Origin of the sequence: Thermincola ferriacetica, from assembly GCF_001263415.1 — a bacterium.
Lineage (GTDB): Bacteria > Bacillota > Thermincolia > Thermincolales > Thermincolaceae > Thermincola > Thermincola ferriacetica.
Genome location: NZ_LGTE01000029.1, coordinates 1 through 13348 on the forward strand (window position 1 = coordinate 1; position 13348 = coordinate 13348).

At 43.2% G+C, this 13348-nt stretch carries 10 protein-coding genes and 5 tRNA genes; all 15 read right to left on the reverse strand.

Annotated elements, in window-relative coordinates:
• Positions 1 to 194: 194 nt before the first annotated feature.
• The 15 genes from Tfer_RS13820 to serA all read right to left on the reverse strand — a co-directional run bounded on the left by Tfer_RS13820 (position 195) and on the right by serA (position 13324).
• The gene (locus tag Tfer_RS13820) at positions 195 to 1151 is read right to left on the reverse strand and encodes a choline/ethanolamine kinase family protein (protein ID WP_052218911.1); all 957 of its coding nucleotides are present in this window, start codon (positions 1149 to 1151) and stop codon (positions 195 to 197) included.
• A gap of 134 nt (positions 1152 to 1285) precedes the next feature.
• Positions 1286 to 2119, reverse strand: coding sequence for a pyrrolysine--tRNA(Pyl) ligase large subunit (gene pylSc, locus Tfer_RS13825; RefSeq protein WP_052218912.1), 834 nt, complete (start codon positions 2117 to 2119; stop codon positions 1286 to 1288).
• Positions 2120 to 2455: 336 nt separating this feature from the next.
• Positions 2456 to 3940, reverse strand: coding sequence for a S41 family peptidase (locus Tfer_RS13830; RefSeq protein WP_052218913.1), 1485 nt, complete (start codon positions 3938 to 3940; stop codon positions 2456 to 2458).
• 151 nt (positions 3941 to 4091) lie between these two features.
• Positions 4092 to 6215 (reverse strand): DUF6449 domain-containing protein, encoded by a 2124-nt coding sequence (locus tag Tfer_RS13835; protein WP_052218914.1) that lies wholly within the window; start codon positions 6213 to 6215, stop codon positions 4092 to 4094.
• Positions 6193 to 7089: an ABC transporter ATP-binding protein gene (locus tag Tfer_RS13840; protein ID WP_052218915.1), complete on the reverse strand. Its 897-nt coding sequence runs from the start codon at positions 7087 to 7089 to the stop codon at positions 6193 to 6195. Before Tfer_RS13840 ends, Tfer_RS13835 begins: the two co-directional genes overlap by 23 nt.
• Positions 7086 to 7463, reverse strand: a complete 378-nt coding sequence (locus tag Tfer_RS13845; protein WP_052218916.1) for a GntR family transcriptional regulator — start codon at positions 7461 to 7463, stop codon at positions 7086 to 7088. The genes Tfer_RS13840 and Tfer_RS13845 overlap by 4 nt, the downstream gene beginning before the upstream one ends.
• A 142-nt stretch (positions 7464 to 7605) precedes the next feature.
• Complete coding sequence (gene bioB, locus Tfer_RS13850) at positions 7606 to 8583, reverse strand: biotin synthase BioB (RefSeq protein WP_052218917.1); 978 nt, start codon at positions 8581 to 8583, stop codon at positions 7606 to 7608.
• 178 nt (positions 8584 to 8761) lie between these two features.
• Positions 8762 to 8856, reverse strand: a tRNA-Ser gene (locus Tfer_RS13855).
• A 72-nt stretch (positions 8857 to 8928) separates the two neighbouring features.
• Positions 8929 to 9396 carry a tRNA adenosine(34) deaminase TadA gene (gene tadA / locus Tfer_RS13860; RefSeq protein WP_052218918.1) on the reverse strand — a complete coding sequence of 156 codons (468 nt, stop codon included), beginning with the start codon at positions 9394 to 9396 and terminating at the stop codon, positions 8929 to 8931.
• A gap of 68 nt (positions 9397 to 9464) precedes the next feature.
• Positions 9465 to 9539 (reverse strand) — tRNA-Arg (locus tag Tfer_RS13865).
• Between the two features lie 211 nt (positions 9540 to 9750).
• Positions 9751 to 9827: transfer RNA gene (locus Tfer_RS13870), tRNA-Arg, on the reverse strand.
• A gap of 6 nt (positions 9828 to 9833) precedes the next feature.
• Positions 9834 to 9928: transfer RNA gene (locus Tfer_RS13875), tRNA-Ser, on the reverse strand.
• 144 nt (positions 9929 to 10072) lie between these two features.
• A tRNA-Ser gene (locus Tfer_RS13880) sits at positions 10073 to 10162 on the reverse strand.
• Positions 10163 to 10238: 76 nt separating this feature from the next.
• Positions 10239 to 11510, reverse strand: coding sequence for a serine--tRNA ligase (gene serS / locus Tfer_RS13885; RefSeq protein ID WP_052218919.1), 1272 nt, complete (start codon positions 11508 to 11510; stop codon positions 10239 to 10241).
• Between the two features lie 242 nt (positions 11511 to 11752).
• Positions 11753 to 13324: a phosphoglycerate dehydrogenase gene (gene serA / locus Tfer_RS13890; protein ID WP_052218920.1), complete on the reverse strand. Its 1572-nt coding sequence runs from the start codon at positions 13322 to 13324 to the stop codon at positions 11753 to 11755.
• Positions 13325 to 13348 lie beyond the last annotated feature (24 nt).

The window sequence follows — 13348 nt, forward strand, 5'->3', positions numbered from 1 at the left end:
CCATCGAGTTCGGGAACACTGCCTTCTTGGCAAGGTTTTGCAGCATAAAGCTCCGTGGTAGCGGAGAGCCCACCCACCCCTCCAAAGGACTGGATTGAAAATATTGGAGTGGAGATCATTTAAGCTCTCCTCTCAATCGTACTAATTTGACTTTGTCTACAAACTGAGGTCCGATATTAAATCAGACCTTTGGTCTACTTATTATAAGCTGCTAAAGCCCTATCGAGGCTACCATCGTTGATTAACGCGTAAGCCCTGTTAAACCTGTTCAAACCATATGGCCAATATTCTTCGTGCGGCTTTCCGGTGGCAATCTGCAGAACTGCCCAGTAGGACCATAAGGCATCACATAAAAACTTGTTAATAATTAAGGACCCGAATTGTTTCTCAGTTAACTCTCCGCCGAAGTATTCAGTCAGCAGCAACTTTTCTTGTTCCTCGTTTAATTCAGCTTCCAGGCACAAGGCCGCCAGGTCAAACATGGGGTCATTCATACCACAATATTCCCAGTCAATAAGATAAAAGTTCTTTTCATCATCCAACCAGTTTTCACAGAGGGGGTCATTATGACAAGGCGCCAGTTTCGGAGGATTCTTTTCCAGAGCTTCTCTCACTTCTTCAATTTTTTGTTCGAACAGTTCTGCGCCGTCATAGAAGGCAAAGTTTTTCTGGATAAGCAAGTTTTTATAGGAATATGTTTCTTTCAACAAATCAAACCTGGAAATAAACTGTTTCCCTGACTGATGGTATTTTTTAAATACCTGAGCAGCTTTTTTGATATATTTCTCTTCCTGCATATCAGGTATATGCAAGGTTTTTCCGTGGATATAAAGACATACCTGGCAGCCGGTTTTTTCGTCATACCAGATTACCGGAGCGTTAATATTGAGTTCGGCCATTAAGGTAGCTGCATGTTTTTCGGCAGGGCGATTGAGGTATTCTTCGGTACCAGGGCCGGCTATCCTTACGGCATAAGCCACATTATTGACGGTCACCTTATAGTTGCTGTTAGTTAACCCGCCCGGCAAAACTTCAATACTGTTGATTCTGGCCTTTTTTTCTGCAAAAAACGGTATGTTGCCGATCATTTGGTAAATGCGGCCAATGTGGTCCAGACTGATGGAATTATCAAAAGTAACCTGTTCACTCATGTATGCTATCTCTCCTTATCTGTTTATATTTTTTTATACTTTTCTGACTTTTACAAAAACAACAGTTACTCAACCTTCCTGGCTTTTTCACCCCTCCCCTAAAAAGATTTAAATACTTTTTAAGTAGAATTCATTTATATATTTAAACGTACGCCATTAAGGTAAGAGAGGCTTCTTCCAATGCTTTGCACATTTTGGGTACCTTCCCTGGCCATCAGAAGCCTTTCCAGACCGAAGCCAAAACCCGCCCAGGGATCAATAATCCCCCAATTTTCGTCCAGCACATGAGGGCCCATGGCCCCTGAGCCCAGCTCAAAGCCTTTTATTACGTCCAGAGTATCACCGTAAACATTGGAGCTTTTGGTGACCAGCCGGTAATCAGTTATTCCGGCAGTGTCCATAACCAAAGAAGCTATATCTTCCAGCCACTGGTGGCGCTTGTTTTCAGGCAAGCCCAGTTCTGTAACGTTTAACATGGTAAATTCGTTTAAATGATAGGCTCCCTGTGATTCTTTGCGGTAGCATGTACCAATTTCGAATATGCGGATAGGTTTAGACCATAAACGCACCAAGTCTTTCCACAAAGTATACAGGTTAGGCGCCAGCATAGGACGCAGGCATCTCTTTTTGTCCAGCCAGAACACCTGAGAAAATAACGGATGGTCATCAGTAATGGACATCTTGGCAAGAGAAGCTTTAGAGATAATTGTAGGCGTGATGACCTGAACAAAACCCTTTTCGGTTAAGGCTTCAACTAATTTGCTCTCCAATTCGCACAGAGAAGGTCGCCTCTGAACCTCTCTGAATTCCGATAACTTTTTCTTGGCTTGATTTACCAGTAAGCGCTCCTGTTGTTGAAAAGCCCTATCCCGGTCAGCATGGCTCTCAAAAACCAAATTTAGTTGCTCTTTTGATGCGTTTAACTCTTTTAAACGCTGTTTCTGAACCTGTGTCCATTCAAGAGCCAATACCGCTACCTCCTATAATCTTTTTGGCGGGGAGTCCGGGAGTTTCACCCGGCTGCACGAATTTAGAGTCCGTGTGATCTATCCGATCCACCCCCCAAGACACTATTTCATTTATGCAAATTCTATACCAACCATTTAAACGTAAATTAAACTCCATTTCCAATCTTATTGGACAAAATTTTGTTGTGAATATCCAGCTCCTTCAAGCACTTTTAGCCTAATAAGTAAGTCGTCCGGGACTTTTGGGTCAGTCATTTTTAACTTAAAAAGGCCATAAAAAAAACGAAGGGGTTCTATCTTGTTTAAACAGAACCTCTTCGTTTTTGCCTACACCAATTATTTCCCCAATAATTCCACAGCTTTCGCATATTGTTTATCGTACCGCAATATTATTTGAATTAAAGCTTCATTCAATTTCTGCTGGGTAATAAAATCTAGGACCCCATAAGGATAAAGCCCCTTGTCTTTTTGGAACTTCTTGATAGCGGCAAAAGTTTTGGCATCTAAATTTGTATCCGGTTTATCAAGGTTATACCCTAACAGAATTAAGATTTTTTCAGCGTTATATACTTCGCCGCTTTTGGTATGCAAAGTCATTTTTGTTTTCTTGGAAAGTTTTTGGATGTTCCGTACATCTATGCCGTTTGTAGCTTTATAATCGGGTACACTTACGTCGGGTACCAGTCCTACCTGGTCAATTCTTTTACCCCTGGGAGTAAAGTATTCACCGATAGTTATTTTTGCCCAGCCGATAATTTCATCATCTGCCGGGATAATTTTATACTGTTGCATTAAATCTATAGCACTTACCGTATCTGCATTATATAATTTTTTGTATTTTTGATAAGCTTCCGGTGTCAAAAGGGGCACCATCTGCTGTACTTTCGATTTGCCGAAGGTTTTCGTGCCCACTAAAACTCCCGCTTTGGTATCCTGAATGGCGCCGGCTAGAATTTCAGAAGCGCTGGCCGTAAAGCCGTTTACCAATACAGCCACTTCATATTTTTTCTCTTTTAAATTGGAATAATATTCCGTATCCTGTTGTTTTTCCGATTTATAATCTAATTTGGTAATTAACCCGGCAGGCACAAAGTTTTCCGCCACAGCCACCGCCTGAGACACTTCACCGCCCGGATTATCTCTTAAATCTAAAATTATTTTTTTAATATTTCGCTTATCCAATTCGCTTAAAGCTTGCAAAAAATACTTATTTGTATTTGCATTAAAAGTGGTTATAGCTATGTATCCGATGTTACCCCTTATATCATAAATAACAGGGTTAATTTCAATTTCCGAGCGTGTTAATTCTAAGTTAATCAGCGCCTTTTGCCCATTTCTTTTCAGGGTTAATTTAACTTTTGTCCCTTCCGGACCTTTGATCATTGCTGAAATTTCATCGGAAGAAAGACCCGCAATATTTTGGCCGTCCACAGCGACTATTTCATCTCCCGCAATTATACCCGCTTCGTCGGCCGGAGAACGGGAGAAAACATCGGTAATTATAACAGCCGCATCGGTTTTAACAAAAGCAATCCCAATGCCTTTATAATTTCCCTCTATAGAATTAAAAAAATTTTCTGCGTCCTTTAAGGAAAGGTATTCGGTATATGGATCCAAATTGCCGAATATACCTTCCAAAACGCCTTCCGAGAACATATCAGCCTTTATTTCTCCGCCATAATTTTCTTTGATAAAATCAAAAACACTTCGCAGATAATCTAACTGTTCATCCCGGGTTGCCTCGTATGCTGCTGCGTTCTGACCGGGTATAAAACACATAATCAAAAATATAAATAAGAGGACCTTGGTCAACTTTTTCATAATATCGTGCTCCTTTTCATTTTTTTGAAATGCGCAGCATGCCCTGCCGTGTTTTTCCACAGTATAGTATTTCGATAATTAACCGCCACTCCCTGCCTGTTAAAACAAAAAAAAGGATTCCTGCCTGTTATATCAGGAATCCGTATAACCACTAACTCCTGTTCAGCATTTTATAAATCAGTTGCCGGGCAAAGGGGGAACTGTCAAACCCAACATATATGACACTACCGTCTTTCTTTACTATTTTGCCATAGTATTCAACTTGGCCATAATTTTCAGGCATTTTCCCGTTTACCGGCTGCTTCTGCCTCGCCATAAAAGCGTTTTCGTCCTCTAAACTGCACCAGTCCAGGAGAACCTTTATCTTCTTTTTATCCTTCACTTCCATAGTCTCACCAGAACGGGTCTTTTTAACAATTATTGTCGATACATCGGCCGGGTCCAGGAACAGCTCTTTCAGATAACCGTATTTCGCCAAAAAGGCCTCGAAATTTTTAAATTCAGCATAATAGTTTAAATTATAAACCGGGCCATTCGGCTCTGTATCTTTTGTTGGTATAAATTCAATAATTGCCCGGGTTGCCACCTTACCTTCCATGGCAGCTTCATAGGAGACCTTTAAGACATCTTTCCTCAGAGCCGTAAGGGCTTCTTCTATTTCTGTCCGTTTATAAATACGGATGTTTTTGCCCAAATGATGGTTGTTCACGTTTAGCTGGTCAATTTTCCCCGCATCCATTTTGAAGAGTCGCCCATACATAACCTGTTTTGCTTCCTGAGAGTTGAATATGGGGTATAGGAATTCACGGTACAGATACATATCGATATAATATGTTCTCTGAACCTTCTCGCCACTGTCTAAAACATAGGTTATGTCTACCGACCTCATGCGCATCGGGTCTACAGGCCCCACAGCGCTATTCATTTGCTGCCCATAAAATGCCTGTTCACGGACTTTGTTCTCCTTCTCCATCTTTATAATCTGCCGGTGGAGCTGACGAACCTTCCCAATATTGTCCTGCCCGGTAAGTCCCTCAGTAGCCATGAGGCCTTCCATGTTTAGAGTGCTGAGAAATACCTCTTTTACCCCACTCTGGTCCGGAACATATCTTTCATAGCCAACAAGGTCCAATTTGACAGAGGAGATAAGTAAAATGAATATGGCGCCAAAAACGGCCATCCCTTTCCACCGTTTATAGAAGTGGAAAGATTTATAAGCAATCATATCAGCAATGATGTAGCCAAGTACCGCCCCAATAAAATATCCCAGGTATAAAACGCCTATACTCCGTTCATTGAGCGAACTGAAGTAAAGACCGCCTGTCAAGGCAGCACATACCGCCACTCCATATTTGAATATCCAGCGTATCCAATCTGCAGCCAGGGTCTCTCCCGCGGCCTCCGCAGGCCTTCTTTTATAAAGGTAAATACTGATAATACATAATAGGACAGCTATCACTAAATACCAAACGTACCATGTCATATCTGTAAATAGTAACCGATAGTTCTGATTGTTCAGATAGCTGACCAGAGGCGACAACCATTCTATGTTCCTTCCATTGATTCCTCTGGGAAATCCATATAACAGCTTCCATAAGTTAAATTTTATCAGCAGATATAGTCCCAAAGGCAGAAACAAACCGATAAATGTTAGGGCCCCCTGAAGCAAGACATTGCCGGTAAGCATGCCGATAAACACTGTAAATACATAGAACAACCCTGTCATCAACAGATTCAAGAACAACCAGTAGGCCATCACCTGCCATACGGGAATGATGTTAGGACCGTTACTGTTCATCTGTTCCATGGCTGGGCCGTATACGTTTGGGTCATACCACTGCCCTTCTGTCACTCCGAAGGCAGCAAAAATCACATATATAAGCAGCCCGTTGATCAATATGGGCAGCCAGATTAAAGTTAACCCGGCAAATAGGTTCTGGCAATAGTGGGATGCCCGTTTAATTGGCAGGCTGTGAAAGAATGTACTTGCTCTGTCCGTTTGCAAATAGTGAAAAAGTATCAATCCAAAGATTACCGGAACAATGATGTTAACAAAATGCTCAATTGGGTGAAAGAGTATTTGCGGTACAAAGCTTTTATTGGCCACCTCGGTCCAAAGATTTCCCTGCAGAGATTTTTGTTTGCTGAGCTCCATCCACAAAAGCAGTGGGACTTCCAGAAACAGCGCCACCCCATACAGGATGCTCAGCCATTTAAACCTCTTTAGAGCACCTTTAAATACGACCCATTTCCTAGAGGATGTTCCGGATGTCATAGCCTATCCCTCCCATCTCATATACAAATATTTCTTCAAATGTTAACGGAAGCACATCCAGCAGCAGAGGCCGAAACTTTTGCACCTGAGCTTTGATATCCTGTTCGTCTCCCCGCATAATTAAAAGATATACGCTGCCTCTCTTTTCATGATACAGAACGTTTCCGGCCCTTGACAGTTCCTCTGGTAACCCTTCCGGGAAAGCTGTCTGAACCTTGCTGATTCCTTTCTTTAAGGCATCCAATTCGCTCTCAATAATGATCTTGCCGTCATGCAGAATTCCCATGTAATCGCATATGTCTTCTAATTCCCGAAGGTTGTGGGAGGAAATGATAATGCTCATCTCACGCTCTGCCACATCTGCCATGAGCAGCTTCTTTACTTTGCTGCGCACCATAGGGTCAAGCCCATCCAGAGGCTCATCCAGGATCAGAACCTGGGGTTTTACAGAAAGAGCAAGCCAAAAAGCAACCTGCCGTTTCATCCCCTTGGAAAGCTTGGTTACCCGGCGTTTCACATCTATGCCGAATACCTTAAAAAGCTCATCAAACCTGTTTTCATCCCATGTAGGATAAACCTGGCGGAAAAAATTCGCCGTCTCCCGGATAGAATAATGGTTAAAATAAAACAGTTCATCAGGGATAAAGATAATGTTTTCCTTTACGTGATTATTTTCAAAAACCGGTTGCCCATCTACCATGATACTACCACTGTCCGGTCGGTAAACACCGGCCATCAGCTTTAACAAAGTGGTTTTTCCTGCGCCGTTGGATCCCACGAGTCCATAAATCGACCCTCTGCGTACATTTAGGTCCAGTCCTTTCAATACTTCAAATTTATCAAACTTCTTAACCAACTGTCGTACTTCGATCATGCACCGCTCCCTCCTTTTTTCGTTTTTTCAATAATCTCCAAAATTTCCTCGATAGGGACCCCCAAGTATACCAATTCGGCCACAATTTTTTGCAACTGTTTCATCAATTCTTCCTTTTGCGGGCTATTTTCAAGTTTCTCTCTCGGTTTCACAAAACTCCCTTTCCCCGGAATGGAATAAATATAGCCCTGGCGTTCCAGTTCACGATAGGCTTTCTGAATGGTATTGGGGTTTACAGTCAGCTCCAGGGCAAGTTCCCTGACCGAAGGCAACTGTTCGTCGTTCCTCAGGACCTTATGGATGATGAGCTCTTTAATTTTTTCAGTCAACTGCTCATAAACCGGAACCCTGCTCCTGAAATCCAGTTGTAGCATCCTTTTTTCACTCCCTTCCTAACACTGTTAACTGTGTTAGTACACATAATACGGTTAGTTATATTGTATCATATTTTTGAAATTTGTAAATAGAAAAGTAAGGGGTTTGGCAAAATAATTGCCAAACCCCTCTTTCTTAACGTTATACTTCTAATCCTACCTGCCGGATCATTTGCTTATCTTCCTCTATCTTGTTCCCCACTGTTGTCAGGTAATCGCCTACAAGGGCAGCATTTACTCCGGCTTTAAACCCTTGAATTTGTTTTTCACCGAGGGCTGTTCTTCCCCCCGCATATCGGATATAAGCCTTCGGCAGGATATACCTGGACACCGCTATTGTCTTTAATATCTCGATGGGAGATAAAACTTTTCTGTTTTCCAAGGGGGTACCCTTGATTGGATTTAATATGTTTATGGGTACGGACCTGGCCCCAAGTTCTTTTATATCAAAAAACATCATAACTCTGTCTTCCGGAGTTTCTCCCATTCCGATAATCCCTCCGCAGCATATATGCAGCCCGGCTTTCTGCGCGTTTTTTATCGTATTTATTCGGTCCTCGTATGTATGCGTCGTACATATATTAGGGTAATATCTCCTGCTTGTTTCCAAATTATGATGGTAGGTACTTACACCTGATTCCTTGAGGCTCTGGGCCTGCTCGTAGGAGATAATGCCATGGGATGCGCAGAGCTCTAATTTGGTCTCCTTTTTAAGTTTCCGGTAAATTTCTGTCAGCTTTCTCAGTTCTTCATTACTAATCCCTCTACCGCTGGTAACGATGGAAAACCTTGTTACTCCTTTTGCTTCAGCCTCTAACGCTTTTGGCAGAATTTCCTCATGTTCTAAAAGGGGGTATTCTTTTACATTAGTATTGTAATGAGCCGACTGGGCACAGTATTTACAGTTTTCTGAACATTTCCCTGATTTTCCATTAACAATGGCACATAAATCCACTTTCTTCCCAACAAATTTTTCTCGAATTTTATTGGCTCCCTCGAATAGCGCTTCGAGACTTTCCAAATCCTCCTCATCAATATTTATCATTTTTAGGGCTTCGTCAAAGCATACCCCTTCCCCACCTAAAACCTTGGCTGTCATTTCTTGAACAAATTTTTTCATAAGCTTCTTCCTCCCCAAAAGATTAAATTGGACCAATTGTTTTTTTAATTGTATAAATTCTCCACAGTATTGTCAACATATTTTTAGCTACAGGTTAACAATTGTTGCGCAAAAAATTGTCCTGCAATGAAAAAGGGATTCGGCACCAATTGCCAAATCCCTTTTGTTATATACAATATGGCGGAGAGAGTGGGATTCGAACCCACGAGGCAGGTGTTACCCCGCCTACTCGATTTCGAGTCGAGCGCTTTCGACCAGCTCAGCCATCTCTCCGTGCCTACATTACCCCGCTCGCCTGGCGGCTCGGGGGTCTCATGGTTGGTTTGCTCCGCAAACCTTCCAATTTTATTTTCTCAATCTCCGGAAAAACGCTTTCATCAATTTACTACACTCTTCCTCAAGCACCCCGGCTACTACCTCGACCCGGTGGTTTAATCTAGGGTCTTGAGCCAGGTTCATCAGTGAACCCATAGCTCCCGCCTTTGGGTCAGCGGCGCCGTATACCACCTTTTCTATGCGGGACTGTACCATTGCTCCCGCACACATGGGACACGGTTCTATGGTGACATAAAGAGCAGCATCCTTTAAATACCGCCAGTGGCCCAGTTTTTGCACAGCTTCTTTAATAGCCACCAATTCTGCATGAGCGGTAGCATCTTTCCACTGTTCCTTCATATTGTGCGCTCTGGCCACTACATCATCGCCAATCACAATAACAGCGCCTATAGGAACTTCCCCTAATTTAAATGCAGCCCTGGCTTCCTCCAGGGCTAATTGCATATACTGTATATGCTTTTCATTCAAACAAATCATCTGCCAATTGCTAATTGTTCATTGTAAACTATATATTCATTGTCAATTGTCAACTGTCAATTGAAAAATGGTGCCCTCGCCAGGAGTCGAACCTGGATTTACCGCTTAGGAGGCGGCCGTACTATCCATTGTACTACGAGGACAGGGTTACGGCATCTGAAAAGCTTCGTCTGGCTTCGTCAGATGTCTTGCCGGCTCCTCCGACGTACCACCTGTACGCCTCCGTCGCCGTCAGGCCATCTTCCTTGCTATACTCGCTTTTGAGTTGCCTCTGATTTGCGACTATTATCGCCAAAAGGATTGTCATTGAAAAAGGCGTACCTGAGGCACGACTTATTGTTAGCTTAAATTAAATGGCGCGCCCGGCAGGATTCGAACCTGCGACCACCAGATTCGTAGTCTGTTACTCTATCCAGCTGAGCTACGGGCGCGTATAATGGCGGAGAGAGAGGGATTCGAACCCTCGATACGGGTTTTGGCCCGTATAATCGCTTAGCAGGCGACCGCCTTCGACCTACTCGGCCATCTCTCCGTTTATAGTTTATAGTTTACAGTTGACAATAGATTTGCTCTACTGCTAACCGCCATCTGTTAACTGTTTAACTGTTAACTAACAAACCGCCATCTGCTAAACTGTTAACTGTTAACTGCTAACTGTTAACTGTTAACTAATAAATGGCGGAGGAGGTGGGATTCGAACCCACGGAACCCGTAAGGGCTCAACGGTTTTCAAGACCGCCTCCTTAAACCGCTCGGACACCCCTCCGTCCGATACATACTAGAGTATAACACGAAGAAAAAATATTGTCAACCAAAGAATATACTTTGCCAGTATCTAGCAATTATAAGTTGATCTTGTCCACTCCCATATAGGGCCTTAAAACTTCGGGAACTACTACCGAGCCATCTTCCTGCTGATAGTTTTCCAAAATCGCTGCCACAGTCCGGCCTACCGCCAAACCCGAACCATTTAAGGTATGCACAAATTCGGGCTTGGAACCGGCTTCCCGCCTAAAGCGAATATTGGCCCGGCGAGCCTGGAAATCCAGAAAGTTACTACAGGAAGAAATCTCTTTGTAAGCCTGATAGCTAGGCAGCCATACCTCTATATCGTAGGTTTTCGCCGAACTAAAGCCCAGATCACCGGTACACAGGGTAACTACCCGATATGGCAGACCAAGTAACTGTAGTACTTTTTCTGCATTAGCCGTAAGTTTTTCCAATTCTTCAAAGGAATCCTCCGGTTTTGTAAACTTCACCAATTCTACCTTATTAAATTGATGCTGTCTGATTAACCCCCTGGTATCACGGCCATGGGCCCCTGCTTCAGCCCGGAAACAGGCGCTATAAGCAACATGATATAAAGGAAGTTGTGCGCCGTCCAGGATTTCTCCCCGGTAAATGTTGGTCACCGGTACTTCAGCGGTGGGGATAAGAAAATAATCAACACTGTCTATCCTGAACATATCTTCTTCAAATTTGGGCAGTTGGCCTGTCCCAATCATACTGTCCCGGTTGACCAAAAAGGGTGGAAATATCTCCGTGTAACCGTGTTCTCTGGTATGTAAATCAAGCATAAAGTTGATGACGGCCCTTTCCAGCCTGGCGCCGAGGCCTTTATAAAAAGTGAAACGGGCTCCCGTAATCTTAGCCGCACGTTCAAAGTCAAGGATGTCAAGATTTTCCCCGATATCCCAGTGGGCCTTGGGTTCAAAGGCAAACTGACGGGGCTCGCCCCATCTCCTTATTTCCTGGTTATCGGCATCACTGGCTCCTACCGGAACAGATTCATGAGGTATATTGGGTATCGTCAGCAGAGCGCCGGCAAGATTCTCTTCAACCTCTTTAACCTTTTCATCAAGTTCTTTAATCTTTTGGGAAACCTGGCGCATTTCCAGGATCATTTCTTCCGGATGCTGCCCCTGTTTTTTTAATTTCCCTATTTCTTCAGAAACAACGTTGCGTTTGTTTTTCAGTTGTTCAACTTCTACCAACAGTTCCCTGCGCTGTTCATCCAGCTTTAAAAAATTATCCAGACCCAAAACAGCGCCACGCTTGGATAGCGCTTCTTTTACAGCCTCAGGATTGCTGCGTATAAACTTGATATCTAACATATTATCCTCCTCTCAGGTTTGGAGTAAATAAAACCTCTCATCACTGATAGACATTTCCATCAGGGATGAGAGGTGAATAAGACATATCACCACTCCGGAAAAAGTTCTTTTCCATTCCCCTCCTGATAATTATACATCATTGTTCGCTGTTTTTGAAGTTTTTACCTCAATAGTTTAGCCTCAGGAAGGATTTTTTATTAATTTTAGAAATATGCTTCAGTGGTGAATAACTGCTACCTCATTTAAAGGGTAATCATCCTAACTTCTTCTACCCCGTCAACTTTGGCAATTTCAGCGAGCAGAACATCCGGAAGAGGGGTATCTACTGCCAACATCATAACAGCCTTGCCGCCAATTTCCTTCCGGCCTACCTGCATACCGGCAATATTGATATTGTTTTCCCCAATGATATTGGCAACGGGACCGATGATTTTCGGCTTATCAATATGAGGAACAAATACAATATTGCCTTCGGGAACCACATCAATGCGGAATTGATCAATTTGTATGATTCTTGGATCATCTTCTCCGAAGAGGGTACCGGCTACTACCCTGTCGTTAACCTTCACAGTAATCAAAGCAGTATAATCGCCTTCTTCGGCAGATTTGGTCTCTTCTACAACAATGCCTCTTTCCTTGGCGATGACAGGAGCATTTACAAAGTTAACAGAATCTTCAACCTGCGGGGTCAGGAAACCCTTGAGGAAAGCAGTTGTTAACGGGGTAACTTCTACTTTGGCCAGCTCGCCTGAATAAGTAATTTTTACATTATTAACATTTCCGGCAGCCAATTGTGCCTGGAATTTACCCAGCTTCTCAGCTAAATTCAGGTAAGGCTTAATGGCCGCAAGCACATCTGGCTTTATAGGAGCAAGGTTTACAGCATTTTTGGCCATTTCACCCTTAACCAAAACATTTACAAATTCTTCAGCCACGTCTAGGGCGACGTTAATCTGAGCTTCTTTGGTAGAAGCCCCAAGGTGCGGCGCTACTACAACGTTGTTCAGCTCAAAGAGCGGGCTTTCAGTAGTAGGTTCTTCTGCAAATACGTCCAGTGCAGCTCCGGCAAGTTTACCACTCTTAACTGCTTCATAAAGGTCTTGTTCATTTACAATACCACCACGGGCCACGTTGATAATTCGGGCGCCGTCCTTCATCATAGCAATGGTATCTTTATTAATCAGGTTCAAAGATTCTTTTGTCTTTGGAATATGTAAACTTAAGAAATCAGCTTCTCTTATCACATCTTCTAACGGCTTAAATTCAATGCCGTTAGCAGCAGCTGTTTCCGGAGAAACCATGGGGTCATAACCAATGGTCTTCATTTCAAAAGCCTGAGCCCTTTTGGCCACAGCAGTACCAATCCTACCGAGACCTATCAAGCCCAGTACCTTGTTCCGCAATTCAACACCGGTGTAAAGTTTACGGTTCCACAGACCTTCTTTCAGGTCCTTATGTGCTTGCGGCAGGTTGCGGGCCAAAGCAAGCATTAAGGCCATTGTTTGCTCTGTAGCGGCAATTGTATTGCCATCGGGAGCGTTGACTACCAGGATACCTGCATTGGTGGCGGCAGGAATATCTATGTTATCAACACCCACGCCGGCACGTCCGATAATTTTTAAGTTTTTGCCGGCAGCAATAACGGGAGCAGTAATTTTTGTGGCGCTGCGAACGATAACCCCATCATACTCGCCTATAATATTGCAAAGCTCTTCTTCAGTCATCTTGTCGTTATTGACTACGGCTTCTATACCGCCTTCTGTTAATATTTTTACGGCCTTTTCCGATACGTTATCAAGCACCAAAACCTTCATTGACATATTCTCCTCTCCTTATCA

Excerpts from the sequence above, each read along its gene's own strand:
- Tfer_RS13830 (WP_052218913.1), bottom strand. The coding sequence starts at position 3,940 with ATGAAAAAGTTGACCAAGGTCCTCTTATTTATATTTTTGATTATGTGT.
- Tfer_RS13820 (WP_052218911.1), bottom strand. The coding sequence starts at position 1,151 with ATGAGTGAACAGGTTACTTTTGATAATTCCATCAGTCTGGACCACATT.
- serS (WP_052218919.1), bottom strand. The coding sequence starts at position 11,510 with ATGTTAGATATCAAGTTTATACGCAGCAATCCTGAGGCTGTAAAAGAA.
- tadA (WP_052218918.1), bottom strand. The coding sequence starts at position 9,396 with ATGATTTGTTTGAATGAAAAGCATATACAGTATATGCAATTAGCCCTG.
- bioB (WP_052218917.1), bottom strand. The coding sequence starts at position 8,583 with ATGAAAAAATTTGTTCAAGAAATGACAGCCAAGGTTTTAGGTGGGGAA.
- serA (WP_052218920.1), bottom strand. The coding sequence starts at position 13,324 with ATGAAGGTTTTGGTGCTTGATAACGTATCGGAAAAGGCCGTAAAAATA.
- Tfer_RS13840 (WP_052218915.1), bottom strand. The coding sequence starts at position 7,089 with ATGATCGAAGTACGACAGTTGGTTAAGAAGTTTGATAAATTTGAAGTA.
- Tfer_RS13835 (WP_052218914.1), bottom strand. The coding sequence starts at position 6,215 with ATGACATCCGGAACATCCTCTAGGAAATGGGTCGTATTTAAAGGTGCT.
- Tfer_RS13845 (WP_052218916.1), bottom strand. The coding sequence starts at position 7,463 with ATGCTACAACTGGATTTCAGGAGCAGGGTTCCGGTTTATGAGCAGTTG.